Source organism: Tepidiphilus thermophilus, from assembly GCF_001418245.1.
Lineage (GTDB): Bacteria > Pseudomonadota > Gammaproteobacteria > Burkholderiales > Rhodocyclaceae > Tepidiphilus > Tepidiphilus succinatimandens.
In genome coordinates, this window is sequence record NZ_LIPU01000017.1 from 1 (window position 1) to 24,500 (window position 24,500).

The 24,500-nt window shown below is 60.3% G+C and carries 25 protein-coding genes and 2 pseudogenes; 24 read left to right on the forward strand and 3 right to left on the reverse strand.

All coding sequences use genetic code 11. The annotated features are described in order from the left end of the window. The 5 genes from tnpA to ASC37_RS10085 all read left to right on the forward strand — a co-directional run. On the forward strand, nt 1-359 hold a 359-nt coding region (tnpA, locus tag ASC37_RS10065), incomplete at its 5' end, for an IS200/IS605 family transposase (protein WP_055424245.1). Between the two features lie 3 nt (nt 360-362). After that, nucleotides 363-1,511, forward strand: coding sequence for an RNA-guided endonuclease InsQ/TnpB family protein (locus ASC37_RS10070; protein ID WP_055424246.1), 1,149 nt, complete (start codon nt 363-365; stop codon nt 1,509-1,511). A 95-nt stretch (nt 1,512-1,606) separates the two neighbouring features. Then, nucleotides 1,607-2,974: a hypothetical protein gene (locus ASC37_RS10075; RefSeq protein ID WP_055424247.1), complete on the forward strand. Its 1,368-nt coding sequence runs from the start codon at nt 1,607-1,609 to the stop codon at nt 2,972-2,974. 119 nt (nt 2,975-3,093) lie between these two features. Next, on the forward strand, nt 3,094-4,170 hold the full coding sequence (locus ASC37_RS10080) for a hypothetical protein (protein ID WP_055424248.1): 1,077 nt from the start codon (nt 3,094-3,096) through the stop codon (nt 4,168-4,170). A 2-nt stretch (nt 4,171-4,172) separates the two neighbouring features. Then, entirely contained in the window at nt 4,173-5,621 is a 1,449-nt protein-coding gene (locus ASC37_RS10085) for a DNA methyltransferase (protein ID WP_055424249.1), read from the forward strand. A 232-nt stretch (nt 5,622-5,853) separates the two neighbouring features. On the opposite strand, the gene ASC37_RS10090 is transcribed toward ASC37_RS10085, so the two are convergent. Beyond that, a complete protein-coding gene (locus ASC37_RS10090; protein WP_141056310.1) occupies nt 5,854-6,261 on the reverse strand; it encodes a helix-turn-helix domain-containing protein in 408 nt (135 codons plus the stop codon). Nucleotides 6,262-6,345: 84 nt separating this feature from the next. Between ASC37_RS10090 and ASC37_RS10095 the strand changes: the two genes are divergently transcribed. The 17 genes and pseudogenes from ASC37_RS10095 to ASC37_RS11555 all read left to right on the forward strand — a co-directional run. Then, nucleotides 6,346-6,627: a flagellar transcriptional regulator FlhD gene (locus ASC37_RS10095; protein WP_055424251.1), complete on the forward strand. Its 282-nt coding sequence runs from the start codon at nt 6,346-6,348 to the stop codon at nt 6,625-6,627. A 5-nt stretch (nt 6,628-6,632) separates the two neighbouring features. Next, nucleotides 6,633-7,097, forward strand: coding sequence for a FlhC family transcriptional regulator (locus tag ASC37_RS10100; protein WP_055424252.1), 465 nt, complete (start codon nt 6,633-6,635; stop codon nt 7,095-7,097). A gap of 413 nt (nt 7,098-7,510) precedes the next feature. Further along, nucleotides 7,511-7,807: a hypothetical protein gene (locus ASC37_RS10105; protein WP_141654666.1), complete on the forward strand. Its 297-nt coding sequence runs from the start codon at nt 7,511-7,513 to the stop codon at nt 7,805-7,807. Between the two features lie 89 nt (nt 7,808-7,896). After that, nucleotides 7,897-8,394 (forward strand): S26 family signal peptidase, encoded by a 498-nt coding sequence (locus ASC37_RS10110; protein ID WP_055424254.1) that lies wholly within the window; start codon nt 7,897-7,899, stop codon nt 8,392-8,394. A 6-nt stretch (nt 8,395-8,400) separates the two neighbouring features. Continuing rightward, nucleotides 8,401-10,671 (forward strand): MobH family relaxase, encoded by a 2,271-nt coding sequence (mobH, locus tag ASC37_RS10115; protein ID WP_055424255.1) that lies wholly within the window; start codon nt 8,401-8,403, stop codon nt 10,669-10,671. A gap of 177 nt (nt 10,672-10,848) precedes the next feature. Next, entirely contained in the window at nt 10,849-11,475 is a 627-nt protein-coding gene (gene traW / locus ASC37_RS10120) for a type-F conjugative transfer system protein TraW (protein WP_082438461.1), read from the forward strand. After that, nucleotides 11,459-12,478, forward strand: coding sequence for a conjugal transfer pilus assembly protein TraU (gene traU, locus ASC37_RS10125; protein ID WP_055424256.1), 1,020 nt, complete (start codon nt 11,459-11,461; stop codon nt 12,476-12,478). Before traW ends, traU begins: the two co-directional genes overlap by 17 nt. Before the next feature lie 2 nt (nt 12,479-12,480). Then, the gene (trbC, locus tag ASC37_RS10130; RefSeq protein WP_055424257.1) at nt 12,481-13,215 is read left to right on the forward strand and encodes a type-F conjugative transfer system pilin assembly protein TrbC; all 735 of its coding nucleotides are present in this window, start codon (nt 12,481-12,483) and stop codon (nt 13,213-13,215) included. Between the two features lie 49 nt (nt 13,216-13,264). Further along, nucleotides 13,265-14,800: a hypothetical protein gene (locus tag ASC37_RS11545; protein ID WP_141654668.1), complete on the forward strand. Its 1,536-nt coding sequence runs from the start codon at nt 13,265-13,267 to the stop codon at nt 14,798-14,800. Then, nucleotides 14,797-16,425 (forward strand): conjugal transfer protein TraN, encoded by a 1,629-nt coding sequence (locus ASC37_RS11335; RefSeq protein WP_082438462.1) that lies wholly within the window; start codon nt 14,797-14,799, stop codon nt 16,423-16,425. The genes ASC37_RS11545 and ASC37_RS11335 overlap by 4 nt, the downstream gene beginning before the upstream one ends. Further along, nucleotides 16,422-17,180 (forward strand): hypothetical protein, encoded by a 759-nt coding sequence (locus ASC37_RS10140; protein ID WP_055424259.1) that lies wholly within the window; start codon nt 16,422-16,424, stop codon nt 17,178-17,180. Before ASC37_RS11335 ends, ASC37_RS10140 begins: the two co-directional genes overlap by 4 nt. 9 nt (nt 17,181-17,189) lie before the next feature. Then, on the forward strand, nt 17,190-17,612 hold the full coding sequence (locus ASC37_RS10145; protein ID WP_055424260.1) for a hypothetical protein: 423 nt from the start codon (nt 17,190-17,192) through the stop codon (nt 17,610-17,612). Nucleotides 17,613-17,710: 98 nt separating this feature from the next. Continuing rightward, nucleotides 17,711-18,032 (forward strand): annotated as a pseudogene (locus ASC37_RS11945) (type IV toxin-antitoxin system AbiEi family antitoxin domain-containing protein); the annotation flags it as partial. Between the two features lie 181 nt (nt 18,033-18,213). Beyond that, on the forward strand, nt 18,214-18,600 hold the full coding sequence (locus ASC37_RS10155; protein ID WP_055424262.1) for a type II toxin-antitoxin system RelE/ParE family toxin: 387 nt from the start codon (nt 18,214-18,216) through the stop codon (nt 18,598-18,600). Beyond that, nucleotides 18,581-18,901: a helix-turn-helix domain-containing protein gene (locus ASC37_RS10160; protein WP_055424263.1), complete on the forward strand. Its 321-nt coding sequence runs from the start codon at nt 18,581-18,583 to the stop codon at nt 18,899-18,901. The genes ASC37_RS10155 and ASC37_RS10160 overlap by 20 nt, the downstream gene beginning before the upstream one ends. A 10-nt stretch (nt 18,902-18,911) precedes the next feature. Next, entirely contained in the window at nt 18,912-19,076 is a 165-nt protein-coding gene (locus tag ASC37_RS11550) for a hypothetical protein (protein WP_157287467.1), read from the forward strand. A 134-nt stretch (nt 19,077-19,210) separates the two neighbouring features. Next, a pseudogene (locus ASC37_RS11555) lies at nt 19,211-19,632 on the forward strand (IS481 family transposase); the annotation flags it as partial. A 177-nt stretch (nt 19,633-19,809) separates the two neighbouring features. Here the strand turns inward: ASC37_RS11555 and ASC37_RS10165 are convergent. Both ASC37_RS10165 and rlmM read right to left on the reverse strand, forming a co-directional pair. After that, nucleotides 19,810-21,141, reverse strand: a complete 1,332-nt coding sequence (locus ASC37_RS10165; protein ID WP_055424264.1) for a DEAD/DEAH box helicase — start codon at nt 21,139-21,141, stop codon at nt 19,810-19,812. An 84-nt stretch (nt 21,142-21,225) separates the two neighbouring features. Next, nucleotides 21,226-22,290, reverse strand: coding sequence for a 23S rRNA (cytidine(2498)-2'-O)-methyltransferase RlmM (gene rlmM, locus ASC37_RS10170; RefSeq protein WP_055424265.1), 1,065 nt, complete (start codon nt 22,288-22,290; stop codon nt 21,226-21,228). Between the two features lie 80 nt (nt 22,291-22,370). On the opposite strand from rlmM, the gene ASC37_RS10175 reads away from it, so the two are divergent. Next, complete coding sequence (locus tag ASC37_RS10175; protein ID WP_082438463.1) at nt 22,371-23,297, forward strand: aldo/keto reductase; 927 nt, start codon at nt 22,371-22,373, stop codon at nt 23,295-23,297. A gap of 88 nt (nt 23,298-23,385) precedes the next feature. Next, a complete protein-coding gene (locus tag ASC37_RS10180; protein ID WP_055423984.1) occupies nt 23,386-24,477 on the forward strand; it encodes an ISAs1 family transposase in 1,092 nt (363 codons plus the stop codon). Nucleotides 24,478-24,500 lie beyond the last annotated feature (23 nt).

Sequence of the window (24,500 nt, forward strand, 5' to 3'; positions counted from 1 at the left end):
TCTGGTGTCCGAAGTATCGGCGCGATGTGCTGACCGGAACGGTTGCTGAGGAAACGGGGGCAATGCTGGACGCGATTTGCATGGAGCGGGGCTGGCCGGTGATCTCCAAGGAGATTCAGCCGGATCACATCCACCTGTTTGTCAGCATCCCGCCTGCCATTGCCGTAGCCGATGCCGTCAAGGTGCTCAAGGGTGTCACGGCTCGCCGTCTGTTCCAGATGTTCCCGGCGCTGAAGAAGCGGCTGTGGGGCGGCCATCTGTGGTCGCCGTCGTACTACGTTGGCACAGCGGGCAACGTCAGCGCCGAGACCATCCGCCGCTACATCGAGCGTTCCGAGCATGTCACCAAGAGACGATAAGCGATGATGCGCACGGCGTCGATCTTGCTGGAATTGAGCGCGGCGCAGGCCGAAGCGCTTGCTGCGCTGCGAACGGCCTACGCGGATGCCTGCAACCGTCTTGTTCCCGTCGTGCGCGAGCACCGTCTGTGGAACCGCGTTGGCCTGCACCAGCGGAGCTATACGATGTTGCGCGAGGCGACGCCGCTGGGCAGCCAGATGTGTTGCAACGCCATCTTCTCGGTCTGCAAGGCGTACAAGGCGCAAAAAGAACTCGGGCGCATCAGGAAGGATGCGCCGATCCCAGAAATCCGTTTTGACCGCGCCAGCGTGCACTTCGACAAGCGCACCTATTCCCTCAAGGGAGAGACGGTCTCGCTCTATACCCTCGATGGGCGCATCACCGTGCCCATGCGTCTCGGCGAACACCAGCGTCGCATTCTCGGATCTGGCCAGCCGAAGGAGGCGGAGCTGGTCTTGCGCAAAGGGCAGTGGTTCTTCAACCTCGTCGTCGAGACTGACGACGCGCAACCTGTGGCTTCCGGCCCCGTGATGGGCGTGGATGTCGGAGAAAACAACCTCGCCGCCCACAGCTTGGGCAGGGTCTTCGGCGGCGAGCGATTGCGCGACAAGCGCGACCGTTACCTTGCCCTGCGCCGCCGTCTTCAGTCCAACGGCAGCCAGAGCGCGAAACAGAAGCTCCGGCAGGTCTCCGGCAAGGAGATGCGGCGCGTGAAGCACATTAACCACGAAACGAGCAAGGCCATTGTTCAGGCGGCGATTGATGCCGGCATCGCCAAGATCACGATGGAAGACTTGACGCATATCCGGGAGCGGATCAAGGCTGGCAAGCGCATGCGTGGCCGCCTGCACCGCTGGGCATGGCGACAGTTGCAGACCTTCGTCGAATACAAGGCCAAGGCTGCGGGCATCGCCGTCGAGTACGCCAACCCGGCCTACACCAGCCAGACCTGCTCGTGTTGTGGAGAGTTGGGGAAGCGCTCGAAACATCGTTTCGAGTGCCCTCACTGTGGTCTCCGGGCGCACAGCGACTTGAACGCAAGTCGGAACCTTGCCCGGATCGGCAGCGGTGCCCCGCTGTCGAGGGCGGTCGTAAATACGCCTGATGTTGGGAGTGTGGATATGGGCAACCATGTCTGCGCTTCACAATAAAGCCTGCGACTTCAGTCGCGGGTTATTTACGCACGAACTAGTTAAAAATCTGCAAAATTTGGCGAATCAAAAACCTGGCCGTGGGGAGGAAAAAAATGAACAAAAAACTCATCGCGATTACCATTGCAGGGCTTTTCCCGACAGCGATGGCCCATGCCTTTGGCGTCGGCGATCTGGTCTCGATCGGCGTCCAGGCGGGAAGTGAGATCGTTCGCGCCGCCGGAAGCAAGGCGGTCGATACCATCAAGGACTCGATGCGCGACCCCGAAGCCGAGGCGCGCGAAAAGGAAGAACAGGAGCGCAAGCTTGCCGAGCAGATGCAAAAGCAAATCGACGAAATCGAGGCCATGCCGAATCTGCGGCCCATCGACCGTGAGCGGCTCGTGTTGAAACTCAAACAAACCTGGCAAGCATCCAAGGAGACGCAGGCGTTTGTCGAGTATGCCGAAGCTCAGCAAAAGGCCGAGCGCGATCGGGTGCTGACGGTGGGCGGAATTGCCGGCGTCGTCGGACGGGCTGCCATGAGCAGTCCGAGCCTGGTCGTAGCGCAGGCGGACCTGATGGCAAACAACCCGGTCTGGCGCGCCGAACAGCGGATGCACAACGAAGCGGCGTTTCGGCAGGCAGACGCAATGGTGGCTGCGGGTATTCCGCAAGCCAAGGCGCAGGGGGTGCTCGCGCAAGCCGATGCGCTCAAGGATACTGGGTTGACTCAGGCGGGCACGAAGGCGATCGTCGACAACGCCGAAGAACTGGCCAAAGTCAAGCAGACTTCGCAGGATGCCGCGATCCTCTTGGCAAGCGCGAACGAAACCTCCATCCCCTCCGCACCGCAGGCGAGCGGGGCGGGTTCTGCCGTGCCCGATGCGGGTGCTTCGACCAAAGCAGCAGTCACGGCGGTCGCCTCTGTCGACGTGCAATCTCAAGCACAGGCGACACCGCCCGATGCGGCGCAGAACCGGATGAGCGACGCCTTCAGTCCCGACCTGGGGAAGAAAATCTGGATCGAATTCGAGGGCGCGCCGAACGAGACCGAAGCGTTGCGCAAGCTACTCCAGGAGCGGGGCCATGTCGTCGTTCAGGATCGAGAAGAGGCAGAGGTGGTCTATCTCATACAGGGAGAATTTGTTGTCCCTGAGACGAAAATGCACGAGGGCCTAACGAAAAGCGTCGGGAATCTTCTGGAGAGCCCGGCACAGGCCATCGAGCCGCCGGCAAGGAAGGCGTTGGGAGCAATCGGCTCCGGGATCGGCCGCTTCATGCTGGCTGCAGCAGGTGCCACGGCCCCGGCGCAGCAGGAGAACGGCTACCACCAGTCGGTATTGCTCGTGATCGCTAGGCAGCCCAAGGATGGCAAAGAGACCCGCGCTTCGGTCGTACGCGATGCACAGGGTGAGACGATCGAGGCCGTCGAGCTGGCGCAGGGGGCAAAAGAAGATCTTTATCGCGTCCTTGGAATCTGACCCGGTGCGCGGAAAACCCCGCCCTTTAGGGCGGGGAGGATGTCAAGGAACGGCAGGTTCGGCGGCAGCAAGCAGCCGGACATGTTCGTGCGTACCACCAAAAAGGACGGCGAGGCGTCATGACCATTACGGCCAACGATATCGTGACCTTGCGCCCATTGCCGGACGACATCCGCGAGGCGGTGAGCTACGCCATCAAGAGCGGCGTGCCCTACACCTACAACCGCATGGACAAGGACGCCTGGCGACGGGTGGCCCGTATCGCTCGCGGCAAGGTCAATGAAATCCTGATCCGCCGCTTCACTGAGTCGTTGGGCATCCGGTCGGCGACGCAGGACAAGAGCTACCGGCAGCATGATGCGTTCGATTTCACCTTCGACGGAAAGCGTGGCCGGGTAGATGCGGACGTTAAGACATTCCATGTCCTGACCCAATTCATCGAAGCGCCGCGCGAGCCGTTCTCGGTCGCTGGTCTGCTGTCCGGCGTCGATCACAGCATGCCGCAGTGGCATCTTTTCTTCCCGATGCTGGTTCCGGAGGACTACAAGCGGCACAAAGATGTGTATGTGTTCGCCGTGTCGGTGGAGGCCAAGCCGGAGAGGACGGCCGCGCCGGTACTCGACTTTCCGTGGACAGCCTTCCCAGACAGTGAGGTCGAGCGCTTCATGGTGGATGCCGCGGCAATCAAGGTACGCGAAGATAGTGGCCATGGCCTCGCCGTGACGGTAGCGTGGCCTTCTGGCATGCCCGGCGCCGGCAATGCCATCTACGAGCGTGGCGGACAGGCAAGGCAGAAGCGCTTACCGCTTGGCTATGCCACGCAAGTCGCCGCCACCGACCTCTCCTCATTCCTGGCGATCCAGTTGGACGACGTCGCCAAGGATCACCTATGGCGGCGGCGGGCAGCCATGACCTTGACCGCCCAGGATGGCGACAAGCCGGCCGTGACCAGCCTGTACGATGCACGCCGTTTCCACGAAGTATTCCCGCGCCAGGACTTTGCCCTGTACCTGATCGGCTGGATTGATCGGCAGGACTTCGAGCGCATCGCCCAGCCCTTGCCGGACGGTGCGCCCTGCTACTTCTACCCGCCACGGCGGGATGCTCAAGACAACCATGCGCCGGGCACCAAGACCGCCAATCGGTATGTGCTGCCCGGCGTCCTCAACCCCATTGCCACACTGGCGGAGGCGTAATCATGCCGACTGCACAACATGCACTTCCATCGCCCCCCGCGAAGCCGAAACGCACGCTAGAAAACCGCATCAACGACCTGACTTGGAAAGACTGGCTGCTTTTTCAAAAGAGCTTCTTTCATCTGACCGACGACGAATCGCTCTACGGCGGTTTGATCCAGTTCTTTACCAAGCAGTACACGCAGGAAGGCCGTTTGGCCCGCGTCATGGCGATTACCGTGTCGGATGAGCGCCCGGCTTTCGGTGCGCACGGCCGCGTGCTATTCCGCGAAACCGTGGCACCGACCGACATCGGTCAATGGCGATACGACGAAACCGACTTCACGCCGTTCGATTTTATCGTGGTGGACATGCGCCATAGTGGCGCGGCGCTGGTCGAGCTGGTAGCCGAACACGCCGACAGCGTGCGGCAATTCCTGGCAAACTGCCGTGCGGCGCTCAAGGAAGGGGGCTTTTGCGTGCTGCTATCGCAGGAAGTGACGACGGATGCCGGACGCTATCCGCTGCCGTGGGTACTGTCCAGCTTGGCCCGTCGGAGTTTCCGCCTGCGCGACGAGCGTATCGGTCTGCCGGATGCCGACGACGCTGCGCCGACCTACGTCAACGTGCTACAAGCGGCCAAGGAAACCGGCCCGGTGCATGCCGACTTGCCCGCCCTGCGCATCGGTGTGCCGGCGATTCGTACGCAATGGGTCAAGCCGAAGCCCAAGCCACGCAGCAAGAAGGAAATCCTGCACCCGGCCAAGTTTCCTGAAGAACTGGTACGGATTTTCGTGTCCGAGCTTACGCCGACCGACGCCGTGGTGTTCGATCCCATGGGCGGCACAGGCTCGACCGCCGTGGCCGCGCTCGATGCCGGACGCAAGGCGGTCATCGTCGAGCTGGTCGAAGCATGGGCGGACATCGCCCGGTCCCGCGTAGCCAAGGTTGGCGGCATGACGACGGAGCGATGGGAGGTGTTGCACGGCGACGCCCGCGATGCAACGCAGCTGATCCCTGCCAAATTCCGGCCGGTGGCCTACACCGTCACAAGTCCGCCCTATTGGCGCATCCTGCACAACCCCGGCATGCACGTATCGAACGAGGGGCAGAAGGCACGGCTGGCCAAGGGCTTGCGTACCACCTACTCGGAGAGCGATGCCGACTTGGGCAACATCAAGGACTACCGTCAGTTCATCGACGATCTGGCCGGCATCTATAACTGTTGCGCCGATTTGATGGGGCCCGGTCGGGTGTTGACCATCGTCACAAAGAACGTGAAATTCGAGCGGGCGCAGTATCCCATCGCTTGGGACTTGGTGTTCCGATTGTGTGGCATCGATGGCCGCTTCGAGTACGCCGGTACGACATTTTGGCTCCAGGACGATGTGGGCCTGAAGCCTTTCGGCATGGGCTGCGACTGGATCAGCAACATCCTGCATAACTACTGCATCCATCTGCGCGTGCGCTAAGTGCCAGACATAGCGCTGAATCGTCGCATCCAGCGCTTCGCAACCGTCATACTCGCGTTCAGGTGCTGCGCCGGGTCGCAGGGGTCGTGGTGGCGTTCTTGTGCAGACGGACCATCATGACTTTTGCCTCCGTAGCTCCTCGATCAGCTCACGCATCGTCTCGCGACCTATGAATAATGCACGACGTCGCGGATCGATGCAATCGTCCGGTACCTAACATTCAGACAGGTTCTCAGCCGAGTTTTCTCGCCATCTCTCTGACCAGCTCTTCCAGGTCGGCTACTCGTTTCGCTTCCTGAACGCGAGAAAAAATTTCCTCGAGCACGGCGTTGCGCCTATCCTCGTCCAGTCCGTCGAGCAACCCCTTCACGGCGTCGATTTTTCGAAGATAGGTGTCGCGGGGGGCGGGACTCTCCGATGAGGTTTCCGCGCACATGTCTCCTTGCCCCAAGAGAAGCCAGTTTAGGTTTACGCCTGTTTTGGCGATGGCGACGAGGGCTTCCCCGCCTGGCACGTTGACCCCGTTTTCGTACTTGCGAACAACCCCAATGTGCAACCCTGTCAGGCTGGAGAACTCCTTCTGGGTTAGCCCCAGATGCATTCTCCACATCCTAAGACGGTCTGCGATCGTCGAAGCCAAAACAACCCCTTTTAGTGATCTTTTTCCTTGACGGATACCGTATACGGTCTATAATGGAATCGTACGAAATGTTGGAAACGCGCCATGAACGACATCGTTTCGATAAATCGACAGTTTCTGATTATGGCAAGGCAGCTCGCAAACTCCAAGTCCGAGTCCGGCGAGATCGTAACCGGCTTGCCTCGACCCGTTCTGGAACGGCTGGCCAACCTCAGCCTCGACCAGATCGAGGCGATAGCGGAACGAATCGGAATCAGTCTCATAACGATAAGGCTCAACGAGGCCGAGTTGGCTCGACTGGCATCGCTTCAAGATGGACAGAGAGCGGCCTATTCGCTCGCCGTTGTCGCTTCAGGTAGTCGCTGAGCGCCATGGTCGAGATAGCCGAACTCGAACATTTGCGGTTGGCCTACGACCTCATTCAGGCCGGGCTGCGGTTATCCATCGTCCGCGGGATGACCGGCATAGGAACGCGCACTCTGCGGCAATGGTGGTGGGACGTCCACGGCGTCAAACCGTCAAACGGAAAGTTGCCTGAGTCCGTCCTGTCCTTCATAAAGGACAAGGATTCGGCGGCGAAACTTTCCGCCTTCGCCGCGCTGCATAAAAGACTGCACGGATCGAAGCTGACGCCAGAATGCTTGCTGACGACATGGCGTGAGTTCCAGAGGCTGTGTGCGCCAGTCGACATCAATGCAGCGTACTTTGCCATCAGAGACATCAGAGCGCGGATCGTGGTACTGGCCAGATGTACTGTATGCAGCGCGGCGTTCATCTATGACGCCGGCAGCAGACATACAGAGCGATGTCCGTTTTGTGACACAAAGGTCGTTTGAGGATTTGTCAATCCTCCCCGCCCTAAAGGGCGAAGCTTGTGCCCCAAGCTCGGTTGACCAGACCATGCGCGAGCAATCGCGCGACGTGTGATGGAAGTGCGAAGACCCACCCGCAGATGCTTCCTCAGTCCGCAGCTCTGGAAGAGAGGGATGCAGACACGGCAAGGGAGCGCCACGAAACGGTCCCTCTCCCGGCGGGAAACCGCCGAAGCTGCCATCGCACACGGTCGAGGGGAGCGGTCCTGATGGACCCGTCACTGGTCCCGTAAGGGACGAACGTAAACAAGTAGGGATATTCGTGGATCAAGAGAGCGACTTGACGAAAGGAGGAAGCGGGAAAAGGGGCGTGCCCTGCACGCCGCGCTCTCCCTCCCCGGCCTGAAGGCCGGGGTTTCCCGCGCAAACTGATGACAATGGACCAGTCTACACCTCTAGTAATTAGATACATTCGTGCCGGATGCACCCGGCGGCAGGCGGCGCTGCTTGTGCCGTGGGATGCCGTCGCGGAGCTGATCGGCCCGCTGGGGGAACTCTTGTCGCCTCAGGAGCGCGAGGCGCTCGTCGAGCGGCTCATCGAACGCGGCACTCTGCCGCCGCAGGCTCGGGGGTGGTGCGCTGAGGTCGACGCCGACGGCTGCTGGATCGTCGATCCGAATACCGAGGAAGATCCCGACGTCGGTCCGTGGTTTCCGCCAGATTTTCCGTTTTGATTCGGCGCGGTATCCGACATACCGAAATGGGTCATCGAGCGACCCTTTTCGAACGCAAATCGAGCGATCCGGGAAGTAACATCCCCGGCATGCTCGATTGCATCTTCCATCACATCGGCCGAAGGGCGCCGATCTATCTCTGGCTGCTGGTGGCCATCGCAGCTTTTGGGCGCTATTTCACCGTTTCCATAAACGTCTCCGACTCGTTGCCGGGTACGGTCTTTCTCGTCCAGAAAGGCGCGAGACCGGACAAAGGCGATCTGGCCGCGTTTCGGTACGGCGGCGGGGGACCTTACGAACGGGGAAGCCTGTTTCTCAAGCGCATGGTGGGCACCCCAGGCTCGGTAGTGGAGCGCGTGGACGTGGGGGAGGGGTACTGGGACTACTACGTCGACGGTCTGTTCGTGGGGCGCGCCAAGCCGACATCGAGGGAGGGCGTCCCACTCGAGCCGGGGCCGGTAGGCAAGATCCCGCCTGGGCATTACTACATGGCCGCGCCCAATCCCGACAGCCTCGATTCGCGGTACGCCTTGGTGGGTTGGATCGGCGACGATCGGATCGTCGGCCGGGCATTTCGGGTCTTTTGAGCAACGATGTTTTCTTGGCTGAAGAGGAAACCGGGCCAGCGGGATCCACGTGCGAAGAACATCGAGCCGATCTACCACTGGTCGAGCGACGAGATTCCGCGCTATCCGCCATTCATGAAAGGTCTGCCGGTCGTGCCGCCAGAAAAGCTGGTGGAGACGCAATCCGCGCTGATCGAACGCATCGCTGATACGGCGATCGCCCCGCCCACGCAGTTCGAGCGCTACTACCTGCCTGCAATCGAGCGCTTTGCGCGATTCGCCCATCTTCTGCCAGCCTCGCAGTCCCATCATCACAGGGGCGCCGGCGGCCTCCTTCGGCATTCCATCGAGGTCGCCCTTTGGGCGCTACAGTCTGCCGACAAGGTGTTGCTGGATGCCGCGAAGACACCGTATCAACGGCGCGAGATGGAGCCTCGCTGGCAACTCGCCGTGTTTCTCGCGGCGCTGTGTCACGACGCGGGCAAACCTGTGACCGATCTCGTCGTGACGAACATGGATCGGACAACGCTCTGGAAGCCTATCAAGGAAGACCTTTACGACTGGGCCAGAAAGAACGGCATCGAGGCGTATTTTCTCGATTGGCGTGAGGGCAGGGCGCGGCAACATACCGCGCTGTCGAATCTGATCGCGGATCGAATCATCGGAGCGGAAGCGCTCGAATGGATCGAAGAAGGGGGAACCGAGCTCATCGTCTGGCTGATGGAGTCTCTCACCTGTAATCCAAGCCCGACGAACCTCATCTACGATCTGGTCGTCAAGGCCGATCAAACCAGCGTCGAGCGCGATCTAAAGACGCTCGGCGTCGCAATGGCGGGATACGACCTTGGCGTGCCCGTCGAGCGTCATCTGACGGACATCATGCGCCGCCTCATCAAGGAAGGGGTGTGGCTCATCAACGAACCCGGTGCGCGGCTGTGGAACATAGGCGGAAACATCTACCTGATTTGGCCGGCCGCCGGAGAGGAGATTGCCAGACAAGTGCGCGAGGACGGCATACCGGGAATTCCCAGGACGCCTGACGGCATCCTGGATATGCTGGTGGAACGACAGATCGCATTCGTGCGCGATGGTGCCGCACCGGGCGATCGGCTCTGGAAGATTGCTCCTGCCTGTCTGGCGGAGAAAATCCCCGGCATCAAGCTTTCGGCGATCAGGTTGCGCGACGACGCCATTGTGTCGTCCAGCCCCATCCCGCCAGTAGAGGGGAGACTCGTCGAGGAAGATGAGGATGGCGCCGCAGCGCACGCAGGTAACGAGACATCGGCACCAGCGGAAGCGGCGGAGCATTCCACCGCCGAGTCGAGCGATGTGGCACATCGGGAGCAACCGGAGATACTGCGCAATGCCAAGATCGAGGCTGCGGACGGACCGCGTTCGGCCGGACCTGCGGCGGCCCGGTCTGTTTCGAAGCCGATGCTCGCATCACCCAAGCCAGACGCCGGAGACCAAAAAGCCAAGAACGAGATCCGGCTCGACGGACCCGTAGGGGAAACCCTCAAGGCGCTCGCGCAAGACCTCAAGTCCGGCGACAAGCAGTGGGGAATTGATGCCCTCGCCGACGCCGACCGGAATGTTCTGCTTCGGTGGCCAGATGCGTTCAGCGGATATGGGCTGACCGCCAAGAGGATCCTCGATGAGCTGGGTAGCCGAGAGTGGTTGTGGATCGACCAGATGGCTCCCTTGAAAAAGGTCGTGGAAGCACAGTTCAGGGACGGCATTGCGAAAGCCATCCGCCTGACGCCGGAAATCAGCCAGACGTTGATCCGTGAGGCCGGCGCAGCCATGGATGGCGGACGCATCGAGTCCGAAGTCAAAAATTCGCCGAGCCAGGAGGATAAGGAAAAATCAGCCGAACCGGAGCGCTCGCAGGTGCGCGCGAAACCCGCGAAGCAGGACAGCAAGCCAAAGCTCGAGGCGGTAAGCCTTGGCGAGAACGCGGGCGAAGCGGGTTACGGCGAAGCCAAAACCGATGTCAAAACGCAGGAGCAGCCGGGCAAGCCGCCCGCCCTCGACGCTGAAGGAACGGACGGAGATCGGGACGCGGGAAGCGCGTCGCAATCTCCCGGATTGCCCTCCGTGGACGACGTGATAGCGGCGATCGAAGAACTGCCCGCAACCGTACAGCCCGACGGATACCTCCTCATCGGCAAGCAGGACGTACTCGCGGCGTGCAAAAGACGCGGGTTGCGGATCACGCATAGACGTCTGATGGAGTTGGCGAGTAAAAACCCAGATAGGCTATCGGTGGATGGTTTGACCGTCCGGTTTAGGCGTTGAAGCTGCGGGCATGCCGATCACGCAGACCACAACGCCAGCCTGGTCATTGCCCGGCGCGGCGTGCTGGCCGTGCTCGGCGGGTGCGAACCGAATCCACAAGGGCGGTAGTTCAAAAGAAAACGAAATGAGCTTTTTTTGCCCTAGATTCGAAGGACCACGTGTGTAAGCATATCTCCCATGACATCGAGAACGCTTGCAACCGTTTCGCTGATTCTGCTCGTCCCATGGTCCTCCGCTAAAGCCGAAGACCTGGGTGCGATCGGTCCGACGTACGAGATCGCCGAGCGCGATCTCATCGCGGTCATTCAGGAAAAACTACGTCACCTGGAGAGAACCGGCGAGCTCGACCGTATGCAGGAGGATTACAAGCGCAAGGTCCTCGACGGCATCGAGCGCCCCAAACCCGTTCCCGGTATACGCCCCACGGAAACGGCCCGAACGTATTACATCGATCCCACGTTCACTCTCGATCGCAACGTTCAGGATGAGCACGGCAGGATCCTCTATCCGGCCGGCACGAAGATCAATCCTTTCGACTACGACCGCATGAGCAAGGTCTTGCTCTTCTTCGACGGGCGGGACGAGAAGCAAGTGGAATTCGCAAAGCGGTTCATGGCCGAATCGGCGCTGCCAGTGAAGCCGATCCTGGTCGCCGGAGAACCGCTCAAGCTCATGCGCGAGTGGAAGAGGGAGGTGTTCTATGACCAGGGAGGAGCGCTATCCAGGCGATTCTCTATTACCCAGTCCCCCGCCGTGGTCTCCCAGGAAGGAAAAAGGATCCGTGTCGATGAAATTCGCCCGTAGCCTGAGCGTGTTTCTCGGCCTGCTCGTCCTCTTTTCAACGATGCCGGCAATGGCCCAGACCTGCAAAGGCAAGTTCGCCAACCCGATTACGGACATCTGCTGGTCGTGCATCTTCCCGCTGCGCATCGCCGGCATAACGCTTGCTTCCCTGGACCAGGAGGACACACCCAATCCCGGAGGAAATCCGCTCTGTTTTTGCGGCAATCCGCCAAAGATCGGCATGAAGGTGAGCTTCTGGGAGCCCGTGCGCCGTGTCGATGTCGTACGCAGCCCCTTCTGCATGGTGAGTCTTGGCGGCATCAAGATGGACCCAGGATTCGACGCGCCATCTGGATCCCGTTACCGTCGAGACGGCCAAGACCAGTCTTCGTTCTACCAGGTGCACTGGTATGTCGACCCGGTCATCTACTACTTGCAGGCCATTCTGGATAACGGTTGCCTGGAGAATACGGGTTTCGACGTAGCCTACCTCACCGAGCTCGACCCGCTATGGAAGGACGACGAGCTAACCCGGATCCTAAATCCGGATGTCTATCTATTTGGAAACATGCCCGCGCGCGCGGCATGCGCTGCGGATTGCGTTGCTGCGACATCGGGTTTTCCAAACAACCTCTTCTTCTGGTGCGCCGGGTGCCAAGGCAGCCTGTACCCACTGAATGGCAACGTACAAGCCCATGTGGGGGGCGTGCAAGCATCGAGTTTGGAGGTCTACCGGATCATCGCCAAAATGCACCGCGAAGGGTTGATGTGGGCCGCGTCGGGCGACGATGGGCTATGCGGCTACTACCCGCAGCCCGTGATGGACAAGACCGGCTATAAGTACCAAATGCTCTACCCGATCCCGCAGACCAAGAAGATTGCCGGGAAGTGCTGCCAGCCATTGGGGCGGTCGACCATCTTATGGGGCGCTGGTCGCGAATTCCCGTTCGAGGGCGAGGATTTCGCCTATCAGATATTCCGCAAGCGCAATTGTTGCCAAGGCGCCGTGAGCATCGGGAATTGAGCATGTCGAAGTACCGCATACCTCTCCTCCTCCCCCTTTTGTTCCTGGCGCTGACGCTTCCCCTTGCGTCGGCCCAGGAACGCTTTTCTCCCCAGCAGGGCGCGGTGAGACTGCCGACCGACGAAGAAATCTCGAAGGCACAGGCGAGGGCGCGCGAAGCGATGAATCGCCTACCGAGTGTAGACGGCATCGAGCAGCAATATGGGGTGGCTGGCATGCCAAAGGTCGAATCCGTGCCGAAGCCGGCTGCACCCGCTCCCGACATTGCACGGATCGCCGAAAAATACGAGCAGCTCGGGCAAGCGGCCATCGACCAGAACGCTCAGCCAGATCTGCTCGTGCTGGTGTCTCTCTCGATGCCAAAGGAGGCGTTTGATCGCCTCGTAGCGCAAGCGGAGCGAGCCGGAGCAACGCTCGTCTTCCGGGGACTCAAAGGCGATTCGATGACCAAGATGGGCGAGGAGGTGCAGAAGATCCTTGGTGGGCGAAACGTCTCCGTAGCCATTCATCCGCCGGCATTCCAGCAGTTCAGTGTGACGCGCGTCCCCGCGGTCGTCATCGCGCGCCCTCGGGCCGGTGCCGTTCTCGAGAACGGTTGCTCGCAGCCCGATACCTTCGTGAAGGTCTCGGGGGACGTTTCGCTCGATTACGCGCTCGACTACATCGAGCGCAAGAGCCCTGCCTGGGCGCCATTGGCAAGGTACTACCGCAGCAAGATCGTCCGAGGGATCGACTGATGCCGACCCATCGCGATCCGCAAAGAGGCTTCGAAGAATGTCATATGGATTGAAACCGACGATACGCGAACGGGTTTTGCACACGCACTGGAAAGCCTGTGTCGAGGCAATCCGGGATCGCTTTCCGGCGCTTTCACCCCGGCTTGCGGCCATCGTCCTTGGGTACGCCGTCGACGGACGTTTGCCGCCGGCGTGGGATACCGAAGAAATTGCGCGCAAGATCGGAATCCCTCCGGGAAACTTCTCCGAGCTAATGCCGGAAATACATCGGATCGTCGAAAAGGCCGCCGAGAAGCCGCCAGTCAACCTTCCCTCGACGAAAGCCGGAAGCTCCGGGCACAGGAGATGGGCGCTTGCGCTTGCGCTTGTAACGCTGTCCTTGACAGGTGTCGTCCTTGCCGACCAGAACGGAGCCTTTCAGGAAGGCAAAAGCCTTGGCGGTTCGGTCAACCCGAGCGCTTTTTCCGGGATCAAGAACGGTTCTGCAGCAGACAAGATCCCTGCCTACGGTACGAATCCGCCCGAGACGCAATTCTTTCAAGGCGGACGGGGAAATTTATCGGGACCGGGCGTTGCCAAGATCCAGAACTGTGCGACAGCGGCGCCAGACTCCGATCCCATCAAGCGCCAGGAGTGCGAAGCGGTGAACTTCATGGCGCGCAATCCGCAAATAAGGCCGCAATTCAACATCACCAAGAACGACCCGATGATCCTTGCGGCAAAACACGCGAGGGACAATGCAGAAGAATTCTTCAAGTCGCTCGGAATCAATGGCGGAACCGGATCCGGTTCACAATGCACGACGCGGGTGGAGACGACTCCCGCGCAGTACTCCACTGAAACGTGTTCGTCCTTCAAGGAAGTCAATGAGCAGCAATGCACAATGGGCCGTCTCGTCAACATCGACACCGATTCCAACTTCCAGTGCGATCAGACGATAAATGCGTATGAGACGCTGAAGTGTCGACGTGGAACGAACGTGACCTGTACTGGGGGAGGCACAGGATGTGCCCCTTCCGGCATTAAGATGGATAGTGTATCGGTTTCGGGATTTGGCACAGCAGTTATGATCCCAGCAGGTGGTGGGTATTGGGATTTGACTTTTGGGACAATCACGTCTAGCGGAGATCGCATTGAAAATTATTTTAAAGGCAACAAGTATGAAATCTATGAAAGCAACATTAACTTCACTGTCGTTGATAAGAACAGTATCGCCGAAATGAAGTTGTTTTATGTAGAGTATGATGATCACGTTGCATTGTGGATAAACGGGAATTTGGTCTATAGTACGACAGGGGGTTATAAACTAGATAAATGTACCCTTGAATTTGGTTTGCACGGAGTTGATGACGGCGTACATGGTTGTAGTAGGAATTATTGGGAAGGAGGAGGAAACAAGTATTCACCGATCAGTATCAATTTGCAACCTTATCTATATAATGGGAACAACAATATCAAAATAAGGCTTGCTGTAGGTAAAAATGGCGAGACCATGTTCAAATTAAGAACTTTGGCGTATTGCCCTGTAACTTGCAGCGTCTCGACGAGGAATGACTGCGCCGCGCTCGAAGAGAGGGCAAGATGATGTACCGTGTTGCCGCCGTAATCTCTGCTCTGTTTTTTTGCGGCGTAGCGTTTGCTGGAGACTGCAAGAAGACGGGGTCGGTGTGTGTCGATTCGACACCCTGCAAGACCATTTCGGGGCAACAGGTATGTCTGTCCCAGTTCGGGTTGTCGTGCTGGGAGTACGAGGACACCTATACCTGCATCAAGCCGAATGCAGTCAACTACTGTCAGCCGTTCGTCGATGCGCAGCCTGCGTGCTGGCAAACCAGTTCGCAATGCTCGCAATGGGATTCCATTCTCAATAGCGGCTGCATGAAATACACTCAGACCTGGCGCTGCAACGATCCATCGAAACCGACCCCGACGAACACGATCAGGCTCAACGATACGTACACCCTGATTTCCAGCAACTACGACGCGTCGCCTTGCAGTAGCCTGAGCGGAAACACCAACTGTCAGATCGCGGAAAGCCGGTGCGTCCAGACGACGCCGGACAATCCGCTGCCTCCTGGTATTAGTTCTTCTCAAGTAGCCCCAGATGGGTGTTACAAAAAACAGGAAACATACGCTTGTTTCACTGGCAGATCGTATACATCGGAGTGCGATGGCTACGCGAGCAATCCTAACTGTACGCTCCAATCGACGTCGTCCTGCGATCCGGACGATATGATCAACGGCACGTGTGCCTACACGGAGCGGACCTATCGGTGCATGTCGCAACCGCCGAAGACTAGCACGGTCACGGACTGCTCCGGTCAATTTTTCTGTCAGGACGGGAAATGCTTCGACAAGGGATATGAAAACGATCCCGATTTCGCCCGTGCGATGGCGCTCATGGAAGCGGCCAGAGAAGCAGGTACCTACTTGGACCCGAACACGATGGAGATATTCAAGGGCTTCGACTCACGATGCAAGATCAAGCTATTCGGCCTCGCCAACTGCTGCCAGAAGAGCGGTGGCGGCGCTGGAATGAGTAATAAGAACATGGCACTACTAGCAGGAGGAGCTGAGGCTGCCAGATTTTTTGGTTCGCCATACGTATATGACGCTTTGTATAGTTCGGATGTGCCGTGGCTCGTCAACAGGGCCATAGATGCATGGAGTTCGAACGCTTGGTCATCGACTACCCTTACCAGTTTCTATGGCCTCAAGTTTTCTTTCTCACCGGCTGCCGGACTGGAATTCGTAGGATTCGATCCATATTCATTTGCGTTACAAGTTGGAATGATGATCGTGCAAGAGATGCTTTCCTGTGAGCAGAAGGAACAAATCCTCGCCCTGCGCCGCGGGCAGAATCTCTGCCATGAGGTGGGATCGTATTGCTCGAAGAAACTTCCCGTCGTTAAAACGTGCATCGAGAGAACGAAATCCTATTGCTGCTTCAACAGCCGCCTTGCCAAGATAATCAACGAGCAGGGCAGAGCCCAAATCGGAAAGGGATGGGGAAGTGCAAAAAGCCCAAACTGCTCCGGTTTTACTCAGGAAGAATTCGCGAGGATCGATTTCTCCAGAATCGATCTTTCCGAGTTTATGGACGAGATCATGAGAAATATTAAGATGCCTGACCTTTCTGGGATTCAACAAAACATGCAGGGAGTTGTGCAGCAGAAAGTGCAAAACTACTATCAGCGAGGAAGTCAGTGAAGAAGGTCGCGAAACAAACAGCGGTCCTGGCTGTCATCGCCTGCCTGGCGTTGCCATTGCGCGCACAGGATCAGGAGCAGGCTGGCGGCCAACGCGACGATAAGCCGAGCCAGCAGTCCATCTCCATCACGAGGAATAGCAGTCTGCCGCTTGAACAATTGCACGGGAAGAAGGCGTTCGTGGCTTTCAAGAACAGCGGCAAGATGACAGAGGTGCTGGCGGATTGCGTGGCGCGCCTGGGCGGCCAGGTGGTCCAGTCGGCAGAAGGGGCAGATGTGGTACTGGAGGGTGAGGGGATTTTTATGGCGGCCCGAGAATTCGGGAACCGTCAGGCACGCGCCGATGTGGGCGAAGTGTTCGAGAAGGCCGGCCATGTCGAGACAAAGGAGTCGTTGGACATCGTGTTGTCCCACGGAGGCCCTGTTTTGAGCGCCGGCGAGTCGATGGTGGTGTCGAATTTCCTGAACTTCGTTGGGGAAACGACCGGATTCAAAGGCTGGTTCAACAACCTCGTCGCAGGCGACCCGGACGGCTTTTGTTTCAAGGGGTGCGAGTACAGACAAGAAGCCACGATCAGTCTGGAGATGCGCAGCCGCGAAGGGGCGCACATTGGTACTGTGTTGGTCACGGCGGGCGCGAAAGATAGAAAGCTCATGCCCTTGCCGCTCATCGAGGCGGCTTTGGGAGCTATGTTGGGTGAGTTCGGCGGTAGATCCCAACAGACTGACGCCGGCACAACGACAAACTCGCAATAAGCGGATGCCATGAGACTGCACCAAGGTATTGTCACGGTGGTTGCGATGGTATTGATACCCATCACCCACGCCGCCGAATACACCAGCGCCAAAGCGCTGCTCCTGCAAGCCATCGACGCTCCGGATGGACGCGCTCAAGGCGAGATCGTCGGCACCATTGCGGACAAATTCCGGGAGACGACCAAATCGAGCGCGCCGGTCATGGCAGAGGTGACCACCATCAAGAGCTTCAAGCAGGAGGGGTGCAAACGGCTCAATGTGCGATTGACGCAGGCGAACGTGCCCACGAAAGACGGGAAGCTGGCCGAGTTCGCTGTCAACTATGAGCTGAACCTGTGCCGGGATGGTAGCCCGCCGACCGAAGGAATGGACCTGGAGAAGGTAGGGAAAGCGCTGGGCTCGGGTGGCGTGGCCGAGGAGTACAGTTATTGATTCTTCTACAAAGGAAGACGGGAACGACGTTCCTGCGCACTTTTGAGTTGATGCGACAGCCGTAGTCGCAACTTGCATCTCTACGGCTGGATAGCAGCCTGCCGGAATGGTTCCTGAACGCATTTCCTGCCGAGTGCCATCGTCGCAAGCGCCTGTTCGACGAGAGGCCGTAAGTTTTGTTGCACGTCGTGCCCTTTGAAGGCCGTAGTGACGGGCCACTCGTCTCCGTTCCCGAGCGCGCCCTGCTGGAGCTCTTGAGCGAGATCGGAGTACGTCAAGACGGTGCGGCTGTGCCTGACCTTGGGGCGGGAATTGTCCTTGCCGTGGGCGGTGAAGCTCAACCCCGCCGAGCTGCCGACCGGCAGCCGCAGCCCGTGGGTCTGCCGTCTCGATGACGGCATGCTGGTGCTCAAGCCGTGAACCGCATCTATCTCGATACCGCAACGGCTGCTTACCCGCGTAGCGCCGCTGATCTGCGCTGATGATGGCACCTTCGCCCTCAAGGGCGGGACGATCATCGCCCTATCCGATCGCTTCCCCCAACAAGCGCATGCCGGGAACTTGACTGGCAATCTATTGCACTAAGTGGTATGATTTTTTGATGAGAAGGGTATTCCGAACCCGCACCTTCACCCGCTGGATGGCTAAGGCCGGTTTGACCGACGAAGCCTTGTGTAAAGCCGTCGCCGAGATGGGCCAGGGGCTCGTCGACGCGGACTTGGGCGGCCATGTGGTCAAGAAGCGGGTTGCGCTGCCTGGCCAGGGCAAGCGGGGCGGAGCGAGGACCATCGTGGCGACCAAGCTGGCTGAGCGGTGGTTTTTTCTATACGGGTTTGGCAAGAACGAGCGTGCCAACATCGACCAGGACGAATTGAAGGTGTTACGGGAGATGGCAAAGGAACTGTTGGCTTTCGATGACCGACAACTGGCGACCGCTCTGATGGCGGGTGAGATCGTGGAGGTGTGTCATGGCAACGACGAAGCGTAAGAGTCGAATTCTGGATGAAATGCATGAGACCGCTCGTGGGCTGCACAGCGCAGGACTGATCAGCAAGCGTCGTATGGGCGAGTTCGATGCGCTGTGCCATCTTGATGTCCACGAGATGCCCCCGCAAAAGATCAAGTCCCTGCGTGAGCGGGCGCGAATCAGCCAAGCCGTGCTCGCCGCCGTGCTGAACACCAGCCTGTCAACGGTGCAGAAGTGGGAGGTGGGCGACAAGAAGCCCAGTGGTCCGTCCTTGAAACTTCTCAACCTGATCGAACGCAAGGGGCTCGAAGCCGTGCTGTAGGATGAACCAGATGGGCGCGCTGCTCCTCGCGCAAGAAGGTTGGCGGGTGCGTCTGGCAACATACGGCAGCAACAGGCATCAGCAAGGGGATGATTCGCAATGGTATTTTTGCTGGTATCTGGCAAAATCGACCGGTAAAAGAAACCAGAAATCAATATGTTGGGATTGTCGTTGATAAGTGAGTGGGAGTGATTTAGCCTTGTCTAGTTGTCAGGTCCCGGACGATTGCATTGATCCGCGACGTCGTGCATTATTCATGGGTCGCGAGACGATGCGTGAGCTGATCGAGGAACTACGGAGGCAACAGTCATGATGGTCCGACTGCACAAGAACGCCACCACGACCCCTGCGACTCGGCGTTATATCCAAAGCTCGAACCTGCCGGTGAGGCGTCTTGCCCGGGAACTCGGGGTGTCGGAGGACACCATCCGACGCTGGAAGAAACGCACCGACGTCGAAGATCGTCCGCACACGGCGCACCGCCTGCAGACGAACCTGACCCCGTTTCAGGAGGCGGTCGTGGTGGAGCTGCGCAAGACCTTGATGCTGCCTCTGGACGACCTGCTGGCAGTGGTTCGTGAGTTCATCACGCCGAACGTGTCGCGCTCGGGGCTGGACCGTTGTCTGCGCCGCCACGGACTCGGCTCGCTCAAGGCAATGCAGCCCAAGGCCGAAAAACCCGGGCACAAGCCCTTCACAAGTCCTACGAGCCGGGGTTCGTGCATCTGGAGTGGCCGGCCGCCGGCACATGGAGTACGTGCGCGACCGCGGTGTGTTCGCCGATCTGCCGCGCGAGCAGATGCTCGCAGCTTGGGCCGAGCATTATCCGGGATATGAGCGTTGGGCGGGGACGGTCGAGGGGGATTTTCAGCGCGAGGCTCAGAACGGGTAGCTCGAGCGGCGAGGTTTTACTGCGCGCGTCCGCTGCCTCCCAGTAGCACCGCCAGCGCTTTTTTGCTCCCTACGGGGCGCGGGGCCGGCTCGCTCGCCGCGGCGGAGGCGCTGCCGGCTTTGGGTTCGTAGGGGCGGGAGAAGTCGAAACCGTCGTGGGCGCGTTCGCTGCGTTGTGCGTTGCGGCGGCGCTCGGGTTGGGCGCGCCGTTCGCGCGCGGGGGGTTCCAGGGTTTCGGCGGGGATGGGGCGCCCGAGTAGCTTCTCGATCGCCTGCAGCCGCTCTTCTTCGCTCGCATCGACGAGCGAGATCGCCAAGCCTTCGTGTCCGGCGCGGCCGGTGCGTCCGACGCGGTGCACGTAGTCTTCGGGGTTGGGGGGCAGGGCGTAGTTGATGACGAAGGGCAGTTCTTCGATGTCCAGCCCCCGGGCGGCGACGTCGGTGGCCACGAGCACGCGCAGCGTGCCATTTTTGAAGGCGTCGAGCACCTCGAAGCGCTGTTGCTGGGATTTGTCGCCGTGGATCGCCTCGGCCTGGATGCCGCGCCGCTGCAGGAGCGAGGCGAGCCGTCCGCAGGCGATTTTGGTGTCGACGAAGACGAGCGCCTGACCAGGATGGCGCTGCAGCAGCTCGACGAGTGCGTCGCGCTTGTGTGCGGCCTCGCAGCGCACGACGCGGTGCGTGATGGTCTCGCTCACCGTGTTGCGCCGCGCCACTTCGATCGTTTCTGGCTCGTGCAGCAGCTGTTGGGCGAGTTTCTTGATCTCGGGCGAGAAGGTGGCCGAGAAGAGCACGGTTTGGCGCTCTCGCGGCAAGCGCTCCATGATGCGGCGGATGTCGGGCATGAAGCCCATGTCCAGCATCCGGTCGGCCTCGTCGAAGACGAGGAATTCGACCTGATTGAGTTGGATGGTTTTCTGCTCGAGGTGATCGAGCAGCCGCCCCGGCGTGGCCACGACGATCTCCACGCCGCGGCGCAGTTCCTCGATCTGGGGCTTGATGTCGACGCCGCCGTAGATTGCCGCGGCGCGCAGCGGCAGGTGCTTGCCGTATTGACGCACGGATTCATAGACCTGCAGCACGAGCTCGCGCGTGGGGGCGAGCACGAGCGCGCGCACGGGGTGGCGGGCGGGGCTCGCCGAGGGGTTGGCGTGGGGCGCGAGGCGCTGCAGTAGCGGCAGGGTGAATCCGGCGGTCTTGCCGGTGCCGGTCTGGGCGGCGCCGAGGAGGTCCTTGCCGGCGAGGATGCGCGGGATGGCTTGGGCCTGGATTGGCGTGGGTTCGGTGTAACCGAGGTCGGAAACGGCGGCAAGCAGTTCGGGTAGAAGCCCCAGCTCGGAGAAGGTCATCGGAGGTCGTGCGCTCCAGAAACGGAAGAAAATGGTGAAAGCAAGAAATTATACGCCGGCATCGGATGATCGGCAGCAGCGCGTTCAGGAGATCGCCCTGGCGAAGAGGGTGACTTCCTCACGGTCGTGGTAGAGCTGCTTGCAGCGCAGTTCGATGCCACCGGCCTCGCGCGTGAGCCGCTGCAGCCGTTTGCGGGCGTCTTCCAAGGCTTCGAGGCGTTTTTTCATCGGGAGTTTCAGGTTGAAGAGGGCGTAACGGCACAGGCGCTGGGCGAACCAGCGGCCGACGAGTTCGGCGATGCGACTGGGCTGCTCCACCATGTCGCACAGCAGCCAATCGACGCGACCGCGCGGGCGCCAGGTAAAGCCGTCCGCGCGCTGCCAGTCGACGAGCTCCGAGGCGAGGAGCCGCGCATCCAGCCGGCCGTTGTCGATCGCGCTCACCCGCAGACCTCGCTGCACCATTTGCCAAGTCCAGCCACCGGGAGCGGCGCCCAGGTCCACCGCCTTCATGCCGGGGCGCAGCCAGCGGGTGCGCTCGTCTTCGTCGATCAGGACGAGAAGCGCTTCGGCGAGTTTGAGCGCGGAGCGGCTGGGCGCTGCCGCTGGCAGGCGCAGCCGAGGAATGCCGTTTTCCCAGGCAGAGAGGAGTGCGGCGGGAGCATTACCCAAAAAGGCTTCGCGCGAGGAGGGAAAGAAAATGACGAGGGTTTCGCGGGCGCGCTCGGCGAATTTGCCGGCATCGGCGAGCGCCGCCTCAAGGTGCGGCCGCAGTCGGCGGGAGAAACCGGAGAGGGGGCGGCCCTCGTCGCTGTCGGGAAAGGCAAGACGCAGGGCAGAGAAACGCGTGCGGGGGTGGTGGTGCTCGATGTTCTCGACCAGGGGGCGCACGCGATCTCGTTCGGGCAGCGCCAGCCGGTCGAACCAGGGCATGCACTCGCGGGCGAACACGAGCTCGCGCCAGGAGGGCAGGGGAAGGTCGTCCGGCAACGGGGCGTGGGCATCCAGCAGCACGTAGCCGCTGCGCACCTGCATGGTGACTGCAGCGGGAATGCCGTGGGTCTGGGCCCAGCGGCTCAGCTCGACGGCGACTTCGGGCTCGAAACCTGGGCGGGTGAGGGCGATCAGCCCTTGCGGCGGGGAGTTCATGGCCTACACTACGGATGAAACGGCAATGATACCGCGGTGCGCCGGCGGCGGCGCGCTTTTCGACGAAGGGGAGAACGGCAATGGAGTATCGCACGCTGGGGGATGACGCCTTGCAGGTGTCGGCGATCTGCATGGGGACGATGACTTTCGGGGAGCAGAACGACGAGGCGCAGGCGCACGCGCTGCTCGATCGCGCCTGGGAGGCCGGGGTCAATTTCTACGACACGGCGGAGATGTATCCCGTGCCGGCGCGCGCCGAAACCTACGGTGCGACGGAGCGCATTCTCGGCACCTGGCTCAAGCGCAAGCCGCGCGATCGGGTGATCCTGGCCACCAAGGCTGCTGGCCCGGCACGCAGTTTGAATTGGATTCGCGGCGGTCCCAGCGGGTTCGACGAGCGCAATCTGCGCGAGGCGATCGAAGGCAGCCTGCGGCGCTTGCAGACCGATTACGTCGATCTCTATCAGCTGCACTGGCCGGACCGCAACCAGCCGATGTTCGGGGACTGGCGGTTCGATCCGGACAAGGAGCGGCCGACGGTGCCGATCCTCGCCCAGCTCGAAGCGCTCGCCAAGCTGGTCGAGGAGGGGAAGATCCGCTATGTCGGCGTCTCGAACGAACATTCCTGGGGTGTGATGCAGTTCGTGCGCCTGGCCGAAGAGCATGGCTTGCCGCGCATCGTCTCGATCCAGAACGCCTATCATCTGATGAACCGCACCTTCGAGTATGGTCTGGAGGAAGTCTGCTTCCGCGAACGGGTGGGACTGCTCGCCTATTCGCCGCTCGCCTTTGGCCTCTTGAGCGGCAAATACCTTGCCGATCCTCAGGCCGAGGGGCGCCTGACGCGCTTTGCCAACTTCGGACAGCGCTACGCCAAGCCCAATGTCCAACCGGCGGTCGAGGCCTACGCGCAGCTTGCGCGCGAGCTGGGAGTGAGCCCAGGGCCATCGCACTCGAATGACATGCATTTCCTGAAAATTTTCAGAAAAGTCGTTCACGTTCAATAGGTTATGCAGCCATCTTGTGAACCCTCTCGAAAACGCGTCTACTCTCGTCTTTTGGGCGATGGAAATGCGCGGAGCGGGAGTCAGTCTGATGGAGAAACTCAGTGAGCTTGAAGATCCTCGCCAGCCGAGTAACGGCACCCGCCACGACTTCCGGGAGATCCTGGTGATCGCTGTGTGCGCCATGCTCTCGGACGCCGATAGTTTCGAGGACATCGCGCTGTGGGGTCGGCTCAAGGCCGACTGGCTGCGGCGTTTTCTGGTACTCAAGAACGGGATCCCTTCGCAGGACACGTTTCTGCGTGTGTTCCGGGTGCTCGACCCGAAGCAGTTCGAATCGGTGTTCCGGCGTTGGGTGGGCGGGATCGTTGGCGCACTCGATGGCGTGATGGCCGTCGACGGCAAGACGCTGCGCCGCTCGGCCGATGGCGATGCGCCGCCGGTGCACATGGTCAGTGCGTTCTCGACCGAGCTCGGTCTGGTGCTCGGTCAGGAGAAGGTGGCGGGCAAGAGCAACGAGATCACCGCCATCCCTGAGTTGCTTGAAGCCTTGCACATCAAGGGTTTGCTCGTGAGCATCGATGCCATGGGCTGCCAGCGTGAGATTGCCGCCAAGATCACCGAGAAAGGGGCGGACTACCTGCTCGCAGTCAAGGGCAACCAGCCCACGCTGCATCAGCAGGTGCGTGATCTGATCAGCGATGCGCAGGTCGCCACCGACGGCTTCAAGCACGTGGACAAGTCCCATGGCAGGACGGTGATGCAGCTTAGTTGGGTCGCCGCCAGTGGCAAGGAGATTGACTCCGCGCTCTGGCCCGGCTGCAAGACGGTCGGCTGTGTCGTCTCGCAACGCGTGGTCGGCGACAAGGTGGCTGAGCTGGAAGAGCGCTACTACATCAGTTCGCGCAAACTCACCGCCGAGGAGTTGGCCGATACCGTGCGTGCGCACTGGGCCATCGAGAACAAGCTTCACTGGATGCTCGATGTCTGCTTCGGCGAGGACGACTGCATGATCCGCAAGGACAACGCACCGCAGAACCTCTCGCTGCTCAAGAAGATCGTGATGAACCTGATTCGTGCGGACAAAACCGACACCGCCAAGACGAGCCTGCGACTCAAGCGCAAGCGGGCGGCCTGGGATGACGATATCCGTATGAAAATGCTGGGGATTCATCCGTTATGACTTTCGAGTGCGATGGCCCTGGG